At 64.2% G+C, this 18,601-nt stretch carries 15 protein-coding genes; 8 read left to right on the forward strand and 7 right to left on the reverse strand.

Features of this window, described 5'->3' with window-relative positions; translation table 11 throughout:
* Positions 1-49: 49 nt before the first annotated feature.
* Complete coding sequence (locus ISS99_RS09010) at positions 50-2,254, reverse strand: sensor domain-containing diguanylate cyclase (protein WP_204631278.1); 2,205 nt, start codon at positions 2,252-2,254, stop codon at positions 50-52.
* A 153-nt stretch (positions 2,255-2,407) separates the two neighbouring features.
* Positions 2,408-3,460 (reverse strand): MBL fold metallo-hydrolase, encoded by a 1,053-nt coding sequence (locus ISS99_RS09015; RefSeq protein WP_204631279.1) that lies wholly within the window; start codon positions 3,458-3,460, stop codon positions 2,408-2,410.
* 89 nt (positions 3,461-3,549) lie between these two features.
* Here ISS99_RS09015 and ISS99_RS09020 point away from each other — a divergent pair, with 89 nt between their 5' ends.
* Both ISS99_RS09020 and ISS99_RS09025 read left to right on the forward strand, forming a co-directional pair.
* Positions 3,550-4,167: a TetR/AcrR family transcriptional regulator gene (locus tag ISS99_RS09020; protein ID WP_204631280.1), complete on the forward strand. Its 618-nt coding sequence runs from the start codon at positions 3,550-3,552 to the stop codon at positions 4,165-4,167.
* A 39-nt stretch (positions 4,168-4,206) separates the two neighbouring features.
* Entirely contained in the window at positions 4,207-4,398 is a 192-nt protein-coding gene (locus ISS99_RS09025) for a DUF1737 domain-containing protein (protein ID WP_204631281.1), read from the forward strand.
* A 68-nt stretch (positions 4,399-4,466) separates the two neighbouring features.
* Here ISS99_RS09025 and ISS99_RS09030 read toward each other — a convergent pair whose 3' ends face one another.
* The gene (locus tag ISS99_RS09030; protein ID WP_204631282.1) at positions 4,467-4,862 is read right to left on the reverse strand and encodes a hypothetical protein; all 396 of its coding nucleotides are present in this window, start codon (positions 4,860-4,862) and stop codon (positions 4,467-4,469) included.
* 99 nt (positions 4,863-4,961) lie between these two features.
* Positions 4,962-5,705, reverse strand: a complete 744-nt coding sequence (locus ISS99_RS09035) for a dienelactone hydrolase family protein (protein ID WP_204631283.1) — start codon at positions 5,703-5,705, stop codon at positions 4,962-4,964.
* Positions 5,706-5,978: 273 nt separating this feature from the next.
* On the opposite strand from ISS99_RS09035, the gene ISS99_RS09040 reads away from it, so the two are divergent.
* Genes ISS99_RS09040 through ISS99_RS09050 form a run of 3 tightly spaced genes read left to right on the forward strand, consistent with a single transcriptional unit; the run spans position 5,979 to position 10,649 of the window.
* Positions 5,979-8,639 carry a beta-mannosidase gene (locus ISS99_RS09040; protein WP_425490454.1) on the forward strand — a complete coding sequence of 887 codons (2,661 nt, stop codon included), beginning with the start codon at positions 5,979-5,981 and terminating at the stop codon, positions 8,637-8,639.
* 51 nt (positions 8,640-8,690) lie between these two features.
* Positions 8,691-10,139 (forward strand): glycoside hydrolase family 125 protein, encoded by a 1,449-nt coding sequence (locus tag ISS99_RS09045; RefSeq protein WP_204631285.1) that lies wholly within the window; start codon positions 8,691-8,693, stop codon positions 10,137-10,139.
* 42 nt (positions 10,140-10,181) lie between these two features.
* A complete protein-coding gene (locus ISS99_RS09050; protein WP_204631286.1) occupies positions 10,182-10,649 on the forward strand; it encodes a DUF4265 domain-containing protein in 468 nt (155 codons plus the stop codon).
* Positions 10,650-10,662: 13 nt separating this feature from the next.
* Here the strand turns inward: ISS99_RS09050 and ISS99_RS09055 are convergent, their stop codons facing one another.
* Positions 10,663-11,601, reverse strand: coding sequence for a LysR family transcriptional regulator (locus ISS99_RS09055; RefSeq protein WP_284343767.1), 939 nt, complete (start codon positions 11,599-11,601; stop codon positions 10,663-10,665).
* Between the two features lie 84 nt (positions 11,602-11,685).
* On the opposite strand from ISS99_RS09055, the gene ISS99_RS09060 reads away from it, so the two are divergent.
* A complete protein-coding gene (locus ISS99_RS09060) occupies positions 11,686-13,116 on the forward strand; it encodes an MFS transporter (protein ID WP_204631287.1) in 1,431 nt (476 codons plus the stop codon).
* Positions 13,117-13,233: 117 nt separating this feature from the next.
* On the forward strand, positions 13,234-14,115 hold the full coding sequence (locus ISS99_RS09065; protein ID WP_204631288.1) for an EamA family transporter: 882 nt from the start codon (positions 13,234-13,236) through the stop codon (positions 14,113-14,115).
* Positions 14,116-14,128: 13 nt separating this feature from the next.
* On the opposite strand, the gene ISS99_RS09070 is transcribed toward ISS99_RS09065, so the two are convergent.
* Positions 14,129-16,534: an ADOP family duplicated permease gene (locus ISS99_RS09070; protein ID WP_204631289.1), complete on the reverse strand. Its 2,406-nt coding sequence runs from the start codon at positions 16,532-16,534 to the stop codon at positions 14,129-14,131.
* Positions 16,535-16,913: 379 nt separating this feature from the next.
* On the opposite strand from ISS99_RS09070, the gene ISS99_RS09075 reads away from it, so the two are divergent.
* Positions 16,914-17,918, forward strand: coding sequence for an MBL fold metallo-hydrolase (locus ISS99_RS09075; protein ID WP_204631290.1), 1,005 nt, complete (start codon positions 16,914-16,916; stop codon positions 17,916-17,918).
* Between the two features lie 51 nt (positions 17,919-17,969).
* Here ISS99_RS09075 and ISS99_RS09080 read toward each other — a convergent pair whose 3' ends face one another.
* Complete coding sequence (locus ISS99_RS09080) at positions 17,970-18,350, reverse strand: hypothetical protein (protein WP_204631291.1); 381 nt, start codon at positions 18,348-18,350, stop codon at positions 17,970-17,972.
* Positions 18,351-18,601: the final 251 nt, after the last annotated feature.

The following is an 18,601-nucleotide window of genomic DNA, read 5'->3' on the forward strand; positions in this document are numbered from 1 at the left end:
GGCTTGCGCGGGATCGGCCGATCGACGCGCCCGCCATTCAGCCGCCAACTCAGATTTGCAGGTGCCCCGGCCGCGATGCGGCCTGCGCGCCGGATTCGCTGTCCTGCAGGCTGCGAATCAGCAATCGATAGGTATCCCTGCCGGCCGCCTTGGCCACATAGAGTGCTTCGTCCGCCAGTTTCATCAGCACATCGTCCGACACGGCGCCCTTGCACCACACCGCGCCGATGCTCATGCACACGTCCACGTTGCCGGTTCCCACCGCCACCGCCACGTGCAATCGCTCCCACAGGGAATGCACGAAGGCGTCGGCGCTGCCTTCGTTGGCGAGGTTGTCGCTGAGCACCACGAATTCGTCGCCGCCGATGCGCGCCACCACTTCGCCCTCGCGCACCAGCCGCTGCAGGGACTGGCCGACCTGGGACAGCACCATGTCGCCGGTGGCGTGACCGTGGGAATCGTTGATCGATTTGAAATTGTCGATGTCCACCAGCGCCAGCAACACCGGCTTGCCGAACTGCACGCACTGGCGCAGTACGCTGGAGATGCGCTCGTTGAAGTAGCGCCGGTTGGAAAGCCCGGTCAGCGAATCCTGGTGCGCCAGTCGCAGCAGTTCACGCTCGACGTTCTTGATGTGGGTGATTTCGGTGGTGAGCGCATACAGGCCGCGCATGCGGCCTTCGGCATCGCGGTCCGGCACGTAGTGCGCCTGGAATTGCAGCAGCCGCCCGCGGTATGTGGCCTCGTATTCGAACATCACCGATTCGCCGGCGTAGGCACGCTTGAGATAGGTCTTCAGCCGCTCGTACAGAAGCTCGCCGCGCACTTCGCGCATGGTCTTGCCGATCATTTGCGCGGGCGTCTCGCCGGACACCTGCTCCACGAAGCGATTGACGTAGGTGTAGCGCTCGGACATGTCCACGCGCGCGATCACGGCCGGCACGTTGTCGGCGATGGTGCGCAACTGAGCCTGGCTTTCCTGCAGCGCCTGCTCGACCAGTACGCGCTGGGTCACGTCGCGGCCGGTGTAGATGATTTCCGTGGTGCCGTCGTTATCCGGGCTGGCTACCAGCCGCGCGAAGGCCTCGATCCACACATAGTGGCCTTCCTTGTGTTGCAGCCGATAAGTGGCCGTGACGGTACCGCCTTCGGCACGCAAGGTGGCCACGACATCGGCGATGCGTTCGCGGTCGTCGGGGTGGATCAGGTCCTGGCGCGGCTTGGTGAATTCGCTCACTTCCCAGCCCAGCAGCTCCCTGATCGACGGCGACACATATTGGCGGTCGCCGTTGGGCCGGATGCGCATTACCAGGTCGCCGCTGTTGTCGGCCAGCATGCGGTAGCGCAACTCGCTTTCGCGCACGCGCGCCTGCAGGCGTTCGTGCTCGGCCAGCGCCAGCGCCACGGGCAAGGCGACCAGGCAGGAAACACCGATAAACACCTGCGCCATCACGATCCGCAGCTGGGGCGTGGCGTCGTGTACGAGGTTGAACGGGCCGATATCCAGCATGGTGGCCGCAGTGGTGATCAAGGCCACGATGGCCATGCCGATCACCAGGCCCGCAAAGCGATGGCGGAATACCAGCAGCAATAGCGGCGGATACACCATGAACAGCAGCGGGAAGCGCGACATGCAGAACACCGCGGCCGTGGTCAGTGCCAGCAGCGACAGATCGCGCATCAGGCGCCACGGGCGGCCGAACGGCTCGGAGAGCTGCCAACCCTTGGTCACCACGATCAGCGAAGTGCTGCCGGCAATCACCATGCCCAGGAAATGCGAGCGAAAAAGCGAGTTGAAGGTTTCCCAGAAGGCGAGCGTCGGCCAGAAATGCTGCGCCGAGGCGACCCCGAATGTGCACGCCCCGCAGGCCACCAGCGCGCTGATCAAGCCGACCCGGGCGACATTCATGAAGCGCGTGTGCGAGTTGATCTTCGGAAAGCGGCTGCGGATCGCCACGCTGACCAGCAGCGCTTCCAGCATGTTGCACAGGCCCAGCAGCACCGATGCCACGAAGGGATCGCCGAGCAACTGCTTGGCGGCCAGGAAACCCAGAAAGCCGCTGATCAGCAGCGGCCGCGCCTGCGACAGCGGCTTGCGCACCAGCGGGCCGACCATTGCGCCGTTGACCAGCCACAACGACGTCGGGCTGTGGGTGGCGCGTGCCAGCATGATCGAGTACAGCGCCAAGCCGCCCGTCAGGGCAAACAGGGCAATGCACTGCCACACTCTTTCCGGGTAATGCCGGAAAAACATATCTGACCCCTGAGCCCTGACCCTGCCGGAATGGCGACGGGTCCCCATCGCCCAGCAAAGCAAAACTCCTGCCAATGATCCGCAAGACGCCCCCCTCCGGGCGTTTGCTATAGATACATCAGCCAGGGTACTCCGTCACGCCGTCTTCACGCATTATTTCAACGACAACGCGCTTTCCCACTGCACCTGGGCCGTTGCTTCGGCGCCGCGCCACCAGCGCTCGCCGGCATGCGGCGCGGCCAGATCCAGGCGCTCGCCCATGCGCGGCGTGGCCAGGGGAATGCGCCGTTCCGTGGTCAGCGCCAGCACGCGCTCGAATGGCTCCTGCCAGGTATGCATGGCCAAATCGAAGGTGCCGTTGTGTACCGGCATCAACCAGCGCCCGCGCAGGTCGACGTGCGCCTGCACGGTCTGCTCCGGCTGCATGTGCACGTAGGGCCATTGCGCGTCGTAGGCGCCGGTTTCCAGCAAGGTGACGTCGAACGGCCCGAGCCGTTCGCCGATCGCCTTGAAGCCGTCGAAATAGCCGGTATCGCCGCTGAAGAACACGCGCAGGTCGTCGTCGACGATGACCCACGACGCCCACAATGTCTGGTTGCCGTCGAACGGCGTGCGGCCGGAGAAGTGCTGCGCCGGTGTGGCGGTCAGCTGCAGGCCGTCCACTTCGGCGCCCTGCCACCAGTCGAACTGGCGCACCTTGGATGCGTCCACGCCCCATTCGATCAGGCGATCGCCCACGCCCAGCGGGGTGAGGAACAGGTCGGCGCGTTTGGCGAGGTAGCCGATGGTGTCGCGATCGAGATGGTCGTAGTGATCGTGGGAAAGGATCACGCCGCGGATCGGCGGCAGATCCTCCAGGGCGATCGGCGGCTGGTGGAAACGCTTCGGGCCCATCCAGCGGAACGGCGAGGCGCGCTCGGCGAACACCGGATCGGTCAGCCAGTAGGCCCCGCGCAGCTTGAGCAGCATGGTCGAGTGGCCGAGCCGGAACAGGCTGCGATCCGGCGCCGCGTCCAGTTGCGCACGCGTGATGGCCTGCACCGGCACCGGGTTGGCCGGGCGGGTGTTCGCGGGCTTGCGGAACAGCGCGTTCCAGATGATGCCCAGGGTTTTGCCGAAGCCCTGCACCGGAGGCGCCACGGGATTGCGGAACCGCTCGCCCTGGCGTTGCGGGGAGGCCTGGTAGGGATCGATCCGGGAAGACATGGCTGGCTCCAAGGGGAGTGTCGGATAAATACACTACACAGTGTAGTTTATTTCCGACAAAAGTAAACCCGTCGGTGTAAAATAGGGTCATGCCCCTCCAGCCAAACCCTCCCCAGCGCCTGACCGAGCGCAAGCGCTGCGCGATCATCGAGGCGGCCATCGACGAATTCCGCACGGCCGGCTACGAAGCCACCAGCATGGATCGGATCGCCGCGCGCGCTGGCGCCTCCAAGCGCACTGTCTATAACCATTTCCCCGGCAAGGAAGCCTTGTTCGCCGAGATCCTCCATCAACTGTGGAGCACCGCCGTGGGAGGCGAGGCGCTGGCCTATCGCGCCGAACGCCCCCTGCGCGACCAGCTGCTGGAACTGGTCGCGCAGAAATTGCGCCTGTTGAACGACGAGGCTTTCGTGTCGCTGGCCCGCGTGGCGATCGCCGCCGGCATCCATTCGCCGGAGCGCGCCCGCGACATGGTCGCCCGCATGAGCGAACGCGAAGAAGGCCTGACGACGTGGATACGCGCCGCCGCCGTCGCGGGGCGATTGAAGGTGCAAGATCCGCTGTTCGCATCGCACCAACTGCAAGGACTGATCAAGGGTTTTGCGTTCTGGCCGCAAATCACGCTGGCACTGCCGCCGCTGGATCCGGCCGAACAAAAACAGGTGGCCGAGTCGGCGGTGGACATGTTCCTCGCTTATTACACTTAAGGACTGTCAGCCCTAGTCCGCCTAAACAGGATATTCCCCATGCAGAAGCTTCCACCCAACGGTTTGCCGCGCTACCGCATATTGACCGGCAAGGACGACGACGCTTTCTGCCATCGCGTTTCCGAAGCGCTGGATCTGGGCTATCAGCTGTATGGATCGCCGGCGGCCACCTTCAACGGCGAACACGTGGTGGTGGCGCAAGCCATCCTGTGGCCCGAATCGCGCGCCTGAATCGCTCGCCGCAAAGTAAAGAGGCCTGCATGGGCAGGCCTCTTTTTTCGACATCGGTGCGCTGACGATCAATGCTCGCTATTGCCGCGCCCGTCGCGCCTTTCATTGCCCTGGAAGCGATAGCCCGGGTGGGCAGTGGGCCGCTCGCCACGCTGCGGCAGCGGGCCGCGGTAACCGCTGCGCACGTCGTAACGATTGTCGACGTAGCCGTGGAAACCCGAAGGACCGCGATACCACGGCCCCACGCCGATAAACACGCCGCCGGCAAACCATTCCGGCCCGTAGTAGCCATAGGGCGCGCAGCTATACGGCGCGAAATCGTAGTAGCCATACGGGCATTCCGGCGCCGGGCCTACCGCCATGCCCACCTGCGGCCCAGGTCCCTCCGGCTCCACCGGCACAACACACGCTGTCAGTAACAAGGTGGCAACGGCGATCAATCCAGCATTCGCTACGGTCTTCACAGGTCACCTCCGGCTGATGGAAGGAGTGACGCCATAGTCCGCCGGCCCAGCTGAAATAGCAGTAACCGGCGAACGCCCGGTTTAAGCGCGGTTAGGTGGCTATGCCAAGGTTTCGGCAAACAACCTGGCCAACGCCTGCGAGTGACGCTCGGCACCCTGCGCGTTGTACGCCGGGTGATCCGGCACGGCGTAGCCATGCCGCGCGCCCGCATAGATCTCGACGTGATGATCCACGCCGGCCTCGCTCAAGGCCGCTTCGAGTTCGGCCTTCTGCTCGAGGGTGAAACCCGCATCCTCGTCCGCACCGCCCACATACACGCGCCCGGCGATGCCTTTGACGAAACGGTGAGGGCTATCCGGTTGATCGGTCACCAGGCCGCCGGCATGGAAGGCCGCGATGGCGCAGAGGTGATCCGGATAGGCGCCGGCAACCGTCAGCGCCAGCTTGCCGCCCATGCAATAGCCGGTCGTGCCGAGGCGATCCTTGAGGACCTCCGGCCGCGAGGCGAGAAAGGCGAGGAAAGCCTGTCCGTCGGACACCGTGACGTCGCGATCGAGGCTGCGCACCAGTTTCATCATGTTTTCCTTCGCCTCGGGATCGGCGAAGACCTGGGCCGGCACCATTTCCGCGTAGGGGCCGTGGCGGTAATAAAGGTCCGGCAGCAGCACGGTATAACCATGGTCGGCCAGGCGTTGCGCCATCTCCGTCATGGTCGGGCGAATACCCGGGGCATCCATGTAGAAGATCACCCCCGGCCAGGGCCCTGCGCCTTCCTTGGGTGTGAACAGCGACGCCGGGCAATGGCCATCGCGGGTTGCAATGCTGACTTGGATCTGGGACATGAGCCCTCGTCTCCCGAAGCAGGTGAATAACCGGTCCGCACCGTAGAGGAGCGACGCCTCGGGTACAAGGCCGACGATGATGGCCCGCGCGCGGAGCAAACTTCGGGCTATTGCGCTGCGGCATGCGCGGCACCTGCCGCAACTGTTAGTGTCGCTCGATATAGATCGATCTAAATTAGACGGATCGATCGCCAGGGGCATCGCGGCTCTGTCTGCCGCGGTCGATGCAACGATCCATCCCATCTCACGTGGCGAAGCAAGATGCTTGAACGAATCAGGTTGTCCGCAAAACGCGCGGCCTCGCGCCCGCTGAAACTCGCGGCCATCGCCTCGCTGCTGCCGCTGGCGTTGAGCGTGGCGCATGCGCAAACCACCACGCAGTCGCTCGACAGCGGCTGGCGCTTCCGCCTCGCCGAAGGCGACAGCCACGCCAAGCAACACGCTGCCGCCGCGCAATGGCATGCCGCCAGCGTACCTGGCACCGTGCAGACCGACCTGATGGCGGCCAAGCTGCTGCCCGATCCGTTCTATCGCGACAACGAAGCGAAGGTGCAATGGGTCGGCCTGTCCAACTGGCAATACCAGACCAGCTTCAATGTCGATGCGGCCACCTTGCAGCGCGGCCACGTGGACCTGGTGTTCGACGGCCTGGACACGTTCGCCGACGTGTACCTCAACGGCACCAAGCTCACTTCTGCCGACAACATGTTCCGCCGCTGGCGGATGCCGGTGAAAGGCGTATTGCACGAAGGCAAGAACACACTGGAAGTGCGCCTGTACTCGCCGATAGAAAAGCTGCAACCCTGGCTGCTCAAGCAGCCTTATGCCTTGCCCGGCGAATTCGACTCGGCCTTCGGCGACGAACCCAAGGGCAAGCAGACCGCCAATTACGTGCGCAAGGCCGCTTATCAGTACGGCTGGGACTGGGGTCCGCGCATCGTTACCGAAGGCATCTGGCAGAACGTGCACCTGGACAGCTGGAACGCGCTGCGCGTCGACGACTTCCACGTCGCGCAGACCTATCTCGGCGACGAGGCCGCGCAGATCGCCGCGCAACTGCAGGTGGACGCCGACACCAGCAAGACCGTCCACGTCAGCGTGGATGCGACCGGCCCGGACGGGCAGATCGCCGCGCACGTCGAGCAGGATGTCACCGTCGACCCGGGCAGCAATGCGATCAGCCTGCCGCTGCGCATCGTGCATCCAAAGCGCTGGTATCCGGCCGGCTACGGTGCGCAGGACACGTATACCGTCAAGGCGAGCATCCGCGACGGCAACGCCCAGTTGTACAGCGCGCAACACGCCATCGGCCTGCGCACCGTCGAGCTGCGCCGCGAAAAGGACGCCTGGGGCAAGAGCTTCGCCTTCGTGATCAACGGCATTCCGGTGTTCGCCAAGGGCGCCGACGTGATTCCGTTCGACAGCTTCCCGCCGCGCACCACCGATGCGCAGATGCAGCGCGTGCTGCAATCGGCGCGCGATGCCAACATGAACATGCTGCGCCTGTGGGGCGGCGGCTACTACTTCCCCGACGCGTTCTACGAAATGGCCGACCGGATGGGCCTGATGGTCTGGCAGGATTTCATGTTCGGCGGCGCCATTCCGCCCGACGACGTCGCCTTCGTCGAAAACACCCGGCAAGAGGCCATCGAGCAGGTCAAGCGCCTGCGCGACCATCCGAGCATCGTCCTGTGGTGCGGCAACAACGAAGTGGAAACCGGTTGGGATTCCTGGCCGGATCGCCTTGCCTTGAAGAAGAGCGTCACGCCTGAGCAGCGCGACGCCATCGTCACCGGCATGGTGAAACTGTTCGACAACGTGCTGCGCAACGTCGTCACGCAATACGACAACGACGTGCCTTATTGGGCCAGCACACCGAGCACCGACTACGAAGGTCCGGCCAATGTGCTGGACAACGGCGACTACCACTACTGGAACGTGTGGTCCGGCGAAGCCAAGCCGGTAGAGGAATATCTCAACATCACGCCGCGCTTCCAGTCCGAATACGGCCTGCAGTCGTTCCCCGACATGCGCACCATCGATGCCTTCACCCTGCCGGGCGACCGCCAGGCCGAGTCGCCGGTGATGCGCGCGCACCAGAAATTCGACAGCGGCAACGGCAACAAGCGCCTGATGCTGTACATCACGCGCAGCTACGGCGATCCGAAGGACTTCCCCTCGTTCGTCTACCTCAGCCAGGTGATGCAGGCGCACGGCATCCAGCTTGCCGCCGAACACCTGCGCGCCTCACGTCCGCAGGCGATGGGCTCGCTGTACTGGCAGCTCAACGACGTGTGGCCCGGCGCCACCTGGGCCAGCATCGATGTCTACGGTCGGTGGAAGGCGCTGCAATTCCACGCACGCCGCTTTTATGCGCCCTTGCTGATCGCCGCGCTGCGTAACCAAGGGCAGACAACGGTGTCTCTGGTTTCCGATCGTACCTCCGCCGCCCATCTGCGCTGGCGCATGCGCGTGATGGATTTCAGCGGCAAGACGCTCAGCCAGCACGAAGAAGACGCCAGCGTACCGGCTTTGAGCAGCCGCAAGGTGGCGACGTATTCGGATGCGCAATTGCTCAACGGCGCCGACCCGCGCGCCAGCTTCGCCGTCTTCGAATTGCTGGACGGCAACCAGGTCGTGTCGCGCAATCTGGTGTTTTTCGACGAAGCCAAGAACCTCGCCCTGCCCTCCCCGCACATCCAGGCCACGCTCGCCCCTGGCAACGACGGTTACACACTGACGTTGAGTAGCGATCAGCTCGCACGCGACGTGTGGGTATCCTTCGGCGATCACGATGCGGAGCTGTCGGATAACGCCTTCGACCTGCTGCCGGGCCAGAGTGTCACCTTGACCGTGCACAGCAAGCTTGCGCTCGACGCGTTACAGCACGCCCTGCAAATACAGAATCTTGCCGCGGTGATGGCCGGGCATTGAACACGCATCGCCCGCCTGCGCAGACCGACCGATCATTAGAGACGCTACGCCATGCCGACACGCCGTGAATTCCTGAAGTGGTCCAGCCTCGCCGCCACGGCTGGTGTTGTCGGCGACGCGCTGCCGCAGCTCGCGCTGGCACAAGGCGCACCGAACTACCTCAGCAAACGGCCGCCGCCGGCAAAACGTAAATTCGTCAGCCAGGCGGTGGAGCGCCAGCTCGCCAGCGTCAAGGCAGGCATTGGCGATCCGAAGCTCGCCTGGATGTTCGAGAACTGCTATCCGAACACGCTCGATACCACGGTGGAGTTGGGCACACTCGACGGCAAGCCGGATACGTTTGTCATCACCGGCGACATCGACGCGATGTGGCTGCGCGATTCCTCCGCGCAAGTGGTGCCGTATATCCCGCTGGCGAAAGGCGACCCAGCCTTGCAGCGACTGTTCCGCGGGCTGATCCGGCGCCAGGCACGCTGCATCCGTATCGATCCCTATGCCAATGCCTTCATGCCCGACCCGCGCGCGCAGCCGCTGAGCTGGGCGCGCCACGACAAGACCGACATGAAGCCCGGCGTGGGCGAGCGCAAATGGGAAATCGATTCGCTGTGCTATCCGATCCGGCTGGCGCACGGCTACTGGCAAGCCACCGGCGATGCCGAGCCGTTCGACGATGATTGGCGAGCCGCCATGCATCGGGTGCTGCAAACCTTCCGCGAACAGCAGCGCAAGCATGGCCGCGGCCCGTATCACTTCCAGCGTACGTCGCCGATCCCGACCGAAACGCAGATGCTGGAGGGCTACGGCAATCCGACCCGGCCCAACGGCATGATCCATTCGATGTTCCGGCCGTCCGACGATGCATGCATCTATCCGCTGTTCGTGCCCGCCAACCTGTTTGCAGTGCTCAGCCTGCGCCAGCTTGCGCAGATGAGCCGTGCGCTGCATCACGACGAAGCTTTTGCTGGCGATTGCGAGGCGCTGGCCACCGAGGTGGAGCAAGCCGTCAATAAGGACGGACGCATGCGCGACGCCGATGGCCGCGAGTTCTGGGCCTACGAGATCGACGGCCTGGGCAACCAGCTCTTCATGGACGATGCCAACGTTCCCAGCCTGCTCGGCCTGCCCTACCTGGGTTGCTGCGAACGCAACGATGCGCTCTATCAGAACACCCGCAACCGCGTGTGGAGCACGCACAATCCGTATTTCTTTCAGGGCCGCGCCGCCGAAGGCATCGGCGGCCCGCACGAGGGCCTGCGCATGATCTGGCCGATGTCGATCATGATCTATGCGCAGACCAGCAACGACCCCGCGCAGGTGCGCCAATGCCTGAAGTGGCTGCGCGACACCGACGCCGGCACCGGCTTCATGCACGAAGCCTTCGACCAGGACGACCCCTCGCACTTCACCCGTAGCTGGTTCGCCTGGGCCAATACCCTGTTCGGTGAATTGATCGTGGACGTGCAGCAGGGATATCCCGGGATGCTGCGCGACAAGCTCTGATCGGCGGAGCAAACTATCCGGCGGCTACCCGGAGGCTCCGTCATGAGCGAATCGCCGCATCCCGATGCAAAAGTGCTGTTTCGCGTTCCCGCAGAGGATGGTTCGGCGCAGGTGGAAACGCTCTGGGCCACCAGCCTCGGCAACGACCACTATCGGCTCGACAACTCGCCTTTCTTCGCCTACTCGGTATCGTGGCAGGACGTGGTCTATGCGCCGTTTGACGCCGGCGAACAATACCCGACGTTCAAACACGTGGTGTCGAAATCAGGCAATCGCACACTGCGGGTATTGCTGTCCGCCCCCGCCGACGAGGGTACGTGTGATCCGATTCTCGATGCCCTGGTCTCGCTGGGATGCAGCTTCGAAGGCGCCAATCGAAAATATATTTCCGTCAACGTGCCGGCCGGCGTGGATCTTCAACGCGTACGCGGTTATCTCATCGAAGCCGGTGCAACGTGGGAGCACGCGGACCCCACCTACGATGAGTTTCACGCCAACCACGCGTCCTGATGCCAGTGCCTGGCTAGCGCTTTTCTGCGCAAACTTCGCGCACGCATTCGCGTAGCCAGTGGTGTACCGGATCGGCATGCAACCGCGGATGCCAAATCATCGACACGTTAAACCACGGCGTGGCAACCGGCAATGGAAAACTGTGCATACCTTCGCGCAGCTTGCCGGTATGCCGCTCCGGCACGTTGGCGATCAGGTCGGACTGCTGCGCCAGGGCAAGTGCCGTGGCGAAACCGCTGACGATGGTGACGATCCGGCGCTCAAGACCCAATGCGCGCAAGGCTTCGTCGGTAGGCCCTCGCTCGCGCCCGCGGCGCGACACCACGACGTGCTTGCCGTCGGCGTAGCGCTTGGGCGTGACTCTGCCTTTGCTCAAGGGATGGCCCTTGCGCACGACGCCGATGAAGCGATCGCGGAACAGCGCCTGCACGCGAAGCTCCGGCCCTTCCTCCGTACCGACCACACCGGTTTCTAGATCGACCGTGCCATCGCGTAGCGGTGTGCTGTCCTTGCTCGATTTCTGTACGAAGCGCAGGCGCACGCCAGGAGCTTCTTCGCTGATGCGGGCGATCAGGCGCGCACCGAAGTTTTCCACGAAACCCTCGCTGCTGCGCATGGTAAAGCTGCGCACCAGCTGTTTCAGGTCGGGCCGCTGCGCCGGACGCAATACTTCTTCGGCACCTTGCACCAGCAGGCTCACGCGTTCGCGCAATTCCAGCGCCCGCGGTGTAGGTACCAAGCCGCGACCTGCACGCACCAGCAGCGGATCGCCGGTCGCTTCGCGCAGGCGCGCAAGCGCGCGGCTCATCGCCGAGGGGCTGAGCCGCAGGCGTCGTGCTGCACCGGCGACACTGCCTTCGGCCAGCAGGACATCCAGGGTGATGAGCAGGTTGAGATCGGGTGTCGACACGCGCGGCACGATGGCATGGGCGGGATGTGGCGTCAAACGCACGAATAAAGTGCAAATGCTGCACCTTCCGCCAGGTGTCGGCCGGACCCAGACTGACAGGCATCGTGTTTTGGAAAGAGTCCCGCCATGCAAACCGCTTCACATCACGCTGCCGGCGCATCGCTACGCCCGGCGCTGACCTGCCTGGCCCTGTGCATGCTGATGCCTTCGCTGGATACCAGCATCGCCAATGCCGGCCTGCCGACCCTGGCGCGGGCGCTGGGCGCGTCCTTCCAGCAGGCGCAATGGATCGTGCTGGCTTATCTGGTTGCCGTGACCACGTTGATCGTCAGCGTGGCACGCTGGGGCGATCTGGTCGGCCGACGGCGATTGCTGCTGGGCGGAATTGCCTTGTTTACGCTGGCTTCGCTGCTCTGCGGCACGGCACCCGCGCTCGGATGGCTGATTGCCGCTCGTGCAGTGCAGGGGCTTGGCGCGGCCGTCATGATGGCGTTGACCGTAGCGTTCGTCGGCGAGACGGTGCCGAAAGCAAAAACCGGCAGCGCGATGGGTTTGCTCGGCACGATGTCGGCGGTGGGCACTTCGCTGGGGCCATCGCTGGGCGGCATGCTGATGGCAACGCTGAGCTGGCACGCGATCTTTCTGGTCAACGTGCCGCTGGGCATCGCGAACTGGCTGCTCGCTTACCACTATCTGCCGCACGACCGGCCCACGTCCGCAGCCGATCGCCCGCGTTTCGATTACATCGGCACCTTGCTGCTGGCGCTGACGCTGATGGCTTATGCCTTGGCGATGACGATCGGGCACGCGCATTTCGGCTGGTTCAACGCCACGCTGCTGTCGTTCGCCGCCGTCGGCGCCGTGCTGTTTGTCCTGGCGCAAGCGCGCAGCGCTGCGCCACTGATCCGGCTGGCGCTGTTTCGCGATCCCGTGTTGAGCGCAAGCCTTGCCGCCAGCACGCTGGTTTCCGCGGTGATGATGACGACCCTGGTAGTGGGGCCGTTCTATCTCTCGCTGGCACTCGGTTTGAAGACTGCAGCGGTCGGGTTTGTGCTGTCGGCCGGTCCGCTGGTCTCCGCCTTGTGCGGCGTGCCCGCCGGATGGGTCGTGGATCGGTTCGGCGCTCCTCGCGTGGCAGCCGCCGGGCTCGCCGCATTGGCTTGCGGCTGTGCCGCGTTGTCACTGCTTTCGCCGGACTTTGGCATCGCCGGTTACCTGGCGTGCATCGTCGTCGTTACGCCGGGCTATGCCGCATTCCAGGCGGCGAACAACACCTTGATCATGGCCGACGTGCGCGCGGATGAGCGCGGTGTCGTATCGGGCCTGCTCAGCCTGTCGCGCAATCTGGGGCTGATCACCGGAGCGTCGGTAATGGCTTCGGTTTTCGCGTTTGCTTCGGCGATGAGCGGTATCGCCTCGGCCCATGCCGCAGCGGCCGCCATCGGCATGCATGCGGCTTTTGCGGTAGCCACCGTGCTGATCGTCGCCGCGCTGGCTATTGCGACGGCGAGCCGGATCCTGTTTGCGCGCCGCGCCATGACGGGAGATTCGGCGTAATTCCCGCCGTGCAAAGCCTACTGCCGCACACTGTCAGCAGTATCGGCAACGACAGCGGATTTACCGCCGATATCCAGGCACCATAGGTGCTCCCGCCCCGCCATCGACGACGCCGACATGTCCCCGCGCTCCGCTCTCATGCCGATATTGCTCGCGGTCGGCGCGCTGCTGATCAGCATGTCGTCGTATCAATGCGGTGCCGCGGTGGCCAAGCAGCTGTTCCCGAGCGTGGGCGCGCAAGGCGCCACCGCGTACCGCCTGGGCCTGGGCGCGTTGATCATGCTGTTGGTGCGTCGACCTTGGCGTTCTTTGCGCCGCGACGCCAACTGGCGCGCGCTGTGGGGTTATGGACTGTCGATGGGTGTGATGAACCTGGCGTTCTACATGGCCTTGCGCACGATTCCGCTGGGCATTGCCGTGGCGGTGGAATTCATGGGGCCACTGACCATCGCACTGCTCGGCTCGCGCCGGCCGCTGGACTTTTTGTGGATTGGCCTGGCCTTGCTCGGCCTGCTTCTTTTGCTGCCGCTGCGCGGCTCGGCACGTGCACTGGACCCGGTCGGCGTGGTCTATATGCTGATTGCCGCGATCGGCTGGGCGCTGTACATCGTGTTCGGACCGAAGGCCGGTGCAGCTTTCGGCGCCGATGCCGTCACCCTCGGCATTGCCATCGGCGCCCTGGTGGCCGTGCCGGCGGGCTTCATGCATGCCGGCCACGCGTTGCTTGCGCCGTCCCTGTTGCCGTTGGGGCTGGGTGTGGCCGTGCTCAGTTCGATCCTGCCGTATTCGCTGGAAATGATCGCGCTCACTCGCTTGCCCGCGCGCACCTTCAGCATATTGGTGAGCCTCGAACCGGTGATCGCCGCGCTGGTCGGCGCAAGTTTCCTGGGCGAACACTTGAGCAGCATGCAATGGCTCGCCATCACCGCCATCATGATGGCTTCCGCGGGCGCGGCATTCGCGGCCATGCGGCCGGTGGCCGAGCCGTTGCCCAATTGAGGCCTCGCCGCGCTCACTCGTAGCGCAGCGCCACCGCCGGATCGACACGCAACGCGCGCAACAGCGGCAACAATGCAGCCAGCGCCGACACCAGCACGATCAATACGATCACCGGGATGAACACCGCCGGGTCCTGCGCGCGCGTGCGCAGGTTCGGATCCGCCAGCAACTTCGACCATGGCGACGACAGCACCAGGCCGATGCCCAAGCCGAGCCCCAGTTGCCAGAACAACACTTTGCCCGCCTCGCACAGGATCGCGCCGTGTCCGGCGCCAATGGCGCGGCGAATGCCGATTTCGCGCGTGCGCTGCTCCACCGAGAACGCCAGCACGCCGTATAGCCCCGCAGCGGCCAGGATCAGTGCCACCAGGCCCAGCGCGCTGAAGACGTCGGTCAGCACCACCAGGCCCACCCGCGTGCTCGCCATGTCACGTGCCTGGCTGTGCACGTCGTAGACGGCGGCCTGCAGATCCACGCCGTGCACCGCATCCGTCAACGGTTGCACGAAAGCATAGGCATCGGCACGTGTGCGCACGGCCAGACCCAGGCTGCGCAAAGGCGCCTGGCCTGCTGCCTGGTCCATCGGCATCAGCAATCCCGGCAGGGATTTTTCGAGCATGTCGTCCAGTTGCAGCGACTCGATCACGCCGATCACCCTCACGATGCGCGCCCCGGGTTTACCCGGATACACCACCAGTTCGCGGTTGAGCGGATCCTGGTGCGGCCAGATGCTCTGCGCCATCTTTGCATCGATCACCGCCACGGCTGCGCTGTCGGCGGTATCGCGCGCGTCGAAGAAGCGGCCCTCGCGCAACGACACGTCGTACGTATCCAGAAAGTGCCGATCGACGATACCCATCTGCACTTCAGGCCAACCGTCCAACGGCTTGGCCTGTCCAGGCAGCGCCACGTGCTCGTGACTGCCCAGGGACGCGCCCGGCACGGTGTTGGATGCCGTGGCGCTGATCACCTCCGGATTCCGGCGCAGGCGCTCCACCACGTCGTCGAAGAATTGGATGTACTGCGCATCGCTGCCGTATGCCTTGGGCGGCAGCGCCACCTCGGCCGTCAATACTTGATGGGCGCGCGTGGCACCGGTGATCTGTTGTTCCAACAGCGCATTCAAGGCCCGCACGAAGGTTCCGGCACCCACCAGCAGCAACACGGTGAGCGCCACTTCGGCCACCACCATGATCTTTGCCGCGCGGGCGAATTTGCTGCCGGAACCTTTGTTGCCATCGCGCAAGGCATCCTGCAAATCGGGTCTGGACGCACGCCACGCCGGAATGCCGCCGGCCAACGCGGTGCTCAACGCTGCGGCAACCATGCCAAATACCACAACCCATCCGTCCACGACCGGCATGACCAGCGAGGATTGCGGGCGGCTGGCCGTCCACGTCGTCATCAGCCATTGATCGCCGGCGTGGGCGATGGGCAAGGCGACGGCCAACGCGGCCACGCTGAGCAAGGCGCTTTCCACCAGCGCACCGATCACCAGGCGCGCGCGGCTTCCGCCCAGGGCGCTGCGCAATGCCAGCTCGTGACTTCGCTGCAGGGTTTGCACCAATTGCAGGTTGGCCACGTTGGTGCATGCCAGCAGCAACACCAGCACGCCGGCCCCGAACATCAGCCACGCCCAGTGGCACGCATCGTTGGGCACGATGCCTTGCAACATCGGTCCGACGATCAGGCGCTGCGTTTGTTGCGTCGGCGGCAATGCATCCTGCAATCGGCCGGACCACGCCGCCAGTTCCGCGCGGGCCTGATCCAGCTGCGCGGCCGGCGCCAACCGGCCGAATGCCGCGATGCGCCGATGCGCTCCCGGCGTCAGGCGCAACGGCAACCAGGCCTGCGCACCACTGGGAAAGTCGAAGCTGGCGGGCAATACGCCGACCACGGTTGCCCACTCGCCATTGATCCGCACGGCGCGTCCAAGAACGTGCGGATCGGCACCGAACGCATGCCGCCACACACCTTCGCTCAACAGCACCACGGCCGGCGCGCCGGGCGCATCATCTGCCGCTGCGAAGCCGCGACCGAGCAAGGGTTCGACTCCCAGCAGCTTCAGCATGGATGCCGTCAGTTGGCAGCCCGTGTAGTGGACCGCGCCGTTGCCGCTGTCGAGACTGATACCGGCATCGTCGTAGGCGCCAAGCAGATCGAGGCTGCGCAAGCCGCCTTGCAGGATCCGAAACTGGTCGCTGTCGACGTCGCCGATGATATTGGTCAACGATTCGCCCACGGCCACCAGTCGATCGGCGCCCGGATAAGGCAACGGCTTGAGCACCAGCGAATTGACCAGGCTGAAGACAAACAACACCATGCCCAGGCCAACGCCCAGCACGGCGACGGACAGCAATGCATAACCGGGCCGTCGTTTCAGGCGCCGCCACGCACCGCGCAATTCATGCCTGATCATCGATCCTCGTCTCCCTGTCGCGTGCCCGGCGCGGACGGCGCGACCACTGGTCATGGGTCATGCGCGTGCCGATGGACACATCCCGCCCGGCACCCGGCGCAGCTATCTTTACGTCACCCCGCAGCAAGCGCCATGCCAAGGCAAAAACAGCGTGAAATCAACTCATTGATCGGCCAGGTACGTCGCGTGCCGCGGTCAAACCGGACGCCTGCGTCCGTTTGCGTACAGCCACACCCTGCCCGCAACGACGTACCGGGGACAAAGCCCGCCACGTCATGCAACCAAAAGCGCGCGGCGTGCATCGAACGATGACCGGATCTTCCACTCGAATTGAAACACCCGGACATCCCCCGTTTCTCGATTCCAACAGGGACGCCAAATGAAAGCACTACGCTCGTTGCTCGTGATGTTAGGTGTCGGCGCCGCTTGCATGACCGCCGCTGCCGATCCCGTAGCCAGGCCCATCGACATCCATTGGAATCAGGGAGCCGAGGACTGCAAGAAGACGCCGCAACCGCCCTTGCAGGTCTATGCCTACGATGCGCAGACCTACATCTTGCGCGAGAGCCCATGCGCGACGTTCGAAGCACCCTTCATGTACTTGCTGATAGGCAGCCAGAAAGCCTTGATGATCGACACGGGCGACGTGGCCGATCCCGCGGCGGTGCCGCTGGCCAGCACGGTCATGAAGCTGCTGCCGGGTGAAGGCGCGGCCAAGCTTCCGCTGATCGTGGTGCATACCCACGGGCACCTGGATCATCGCGCCGGCGATCCGCAGTTCAAGGTGCTTCCCAACGTGCAGGTGGCGGGAACCGACCTGGAACACGTCAAGCAGTTCTTCGGCTTCAACGATTGGCCCAATGGGGTGGACCACATCGACCTGGGCGGTCGCGTCGTCGACGTGATGCCCACCCCGGGCCACTATCCGTCACACGTCTCCTACTACGACGGCAACACCGGGCTGTTCTTTTCGGGCGACTTTTTCATGCCGGCCCGTCTTCTCATCGACAACAAGGACGAAGATGTCGCCAGCGCCAAGCGCGTGGCCGAATTCATCAAGGATCGTCCGGTGACCTACGTGCTGGGCGGGCACGTCGAGCTGGATGCCAACGGCAACACCTTCGATTTCGGGTCGACCTACCACCCCAACGAACACGTCCTGCAACTGACCAAGCAGGATCTGCTCGGCCTGCCGGCGATCGTCAGCCAGTTCAACGGCTTCTATAACCAGCGCGGCATGTACGTGATGATGGATCAATATCGCGTACTGATCGCCCAGCTCGTCGGATTGCTGCTGGTGGTGGGGACCATCATCACCCTCATCTGGCGATTCGTGCGTGGGCGCCGCCGCCGTCGTCGGGCCATGGCGCTTCAGGCCGCGTGATGAAGACAGGCAAGGCGCGCATCATGGCGCCTTGCCCGTAAGCGCGGCTTTTCACCCGGAAGTAGCGGCCCGCTTCGGCGATGGCGCCGTGGAAGAATCGGCGGGATATTCCTTGCGCGCCTTGAAGTCGCCGTCGAACCAGATGCCGTCGTGGCTCAACATGTAAGAGGCGCAACCGCACCCATTGCAGACCGTCGCCCGATCTCCGTCCTTGAGCGATTGCGCCATGCTTGCCGCAAAAGGTGCCTTGCCTTCCTGCCAGGCGCTGAGGATCTCGCGCGTCTTTTGATCCGGAATCGGCGTGCGCAGGTCGCATTGCACGCATACGTAGGGTTGCTGGCTGTTTTGCAGATGCACCGAATAGATGTCCGATGCATTCGCCGCGTACGGCCACGACACGAACAAAACGAGCAGTATCCATAGCTTCTTCACGGTCTCTTCCTTTACGCAGCTATCCAGCCGACGAATTTAGATAAAGAACGTGTCAGATTGTTTTCTGCGCTTGCGAGTCCGCGCCAGCCGTCCCATCGTGATTTTTTGCGACGCTGGCGTGGGGACATGCGCTGTAGTCGCGCATGTCCCTCCGGGGGTGATATACAGCACGCCCGATCAAATCCGCACCTTCGCTTTTTGATGTAGCCGATCACGCCCCACCCATGGCTTCCTGCCACTTCAGCCCAAAT

The organism is Dyella mobilis, from assembly GCF_016904945.1.
In the GTDB taxonomy this organism is placed as follows: domain Bacteria; phylum Pseudomonadota; class Gammaproteobacteria; order Xanthomonadales; family Rhodanobacteraceae; genus Dyella_B; species Dyella_B mobilis.

Coding starts and splice junctions, on each gene's coding strand:
- ISS99_RS09065 (WP_204631288.1), top strand. CDS start 13,234: ATGTCCCCGCGCTCCGCTCTCATGCCGATATTGCTCGCGGTCGGCGCG.
- ISS99_RS09050 (WP_204631286.1), top strand. CDS start 10,182: ATGAGCGAATCGCCGCATCCCGATGCAAAAGTGCTGTTTCGCGTTCCC.
- ISS99_RS09060 (WP_204631287.1), top strand. CDS start 11,686: ATGCAAACCGCTTCACATCACGCTGCCGGCGCATCGCTACGCCCGGCG.
- ISS99_RS09035 (WP_204631283.1), bottom strand. CDS start 5,705: ATGTCCCAGATCCAAGTCAGCATTGCAACCCGCGATGGCCATTGCCCG.
- ISS99_RS09015 (WP_204631279.1), bottom strand. CDS start 3,460: ATGTCTTCCCGGATCGATCCCTACCAGGCCTCCCCGCAACGCCAGGGC.
- ISS99_RS09020 (WP_204631280.1), top strand. CDS start 3,550: ATGCCCCTCCAGCCAAACCCTCCCCAGCGCCTGACCGAGCGCAAGCGC.
- ISS99_RS09045 (WP_204631285.1), top strand. CDS start 8,691: ATGCCGACACGCCGTGAATTCCTGAAGTGGTCCAGCCTCGCCGCCACG.
- ISS99_RS09070 (WP_204631289.1), bottom strand. CDS start 16,534: ATGATCAGGCATGAATTGCGCGGTGCGTGGCGGCGCCTGAAACGACGG.
- ISS99_RS09010 (WP_204631278.1), bottom strand. CDS start 2,254: ATGTTTTTCCGGCATTACCCGGAAAGAGTGTGGCAGTGCATTGCCCTG.
- ISS99_RS09025 (WP_204631281.1), top strand. CDS start 4,207: ATGCAGAAGCTTCCACCCAACGGTTTGCCGCGCTACCGCATATTGACC.
- ISS99_RS09075 (WP_204631290.1), top strand. CDS start 16,914: ATGAAAGCACTACGCTCGTTGCTCGTGATGTTAGGTGTCGGCGCCGCT.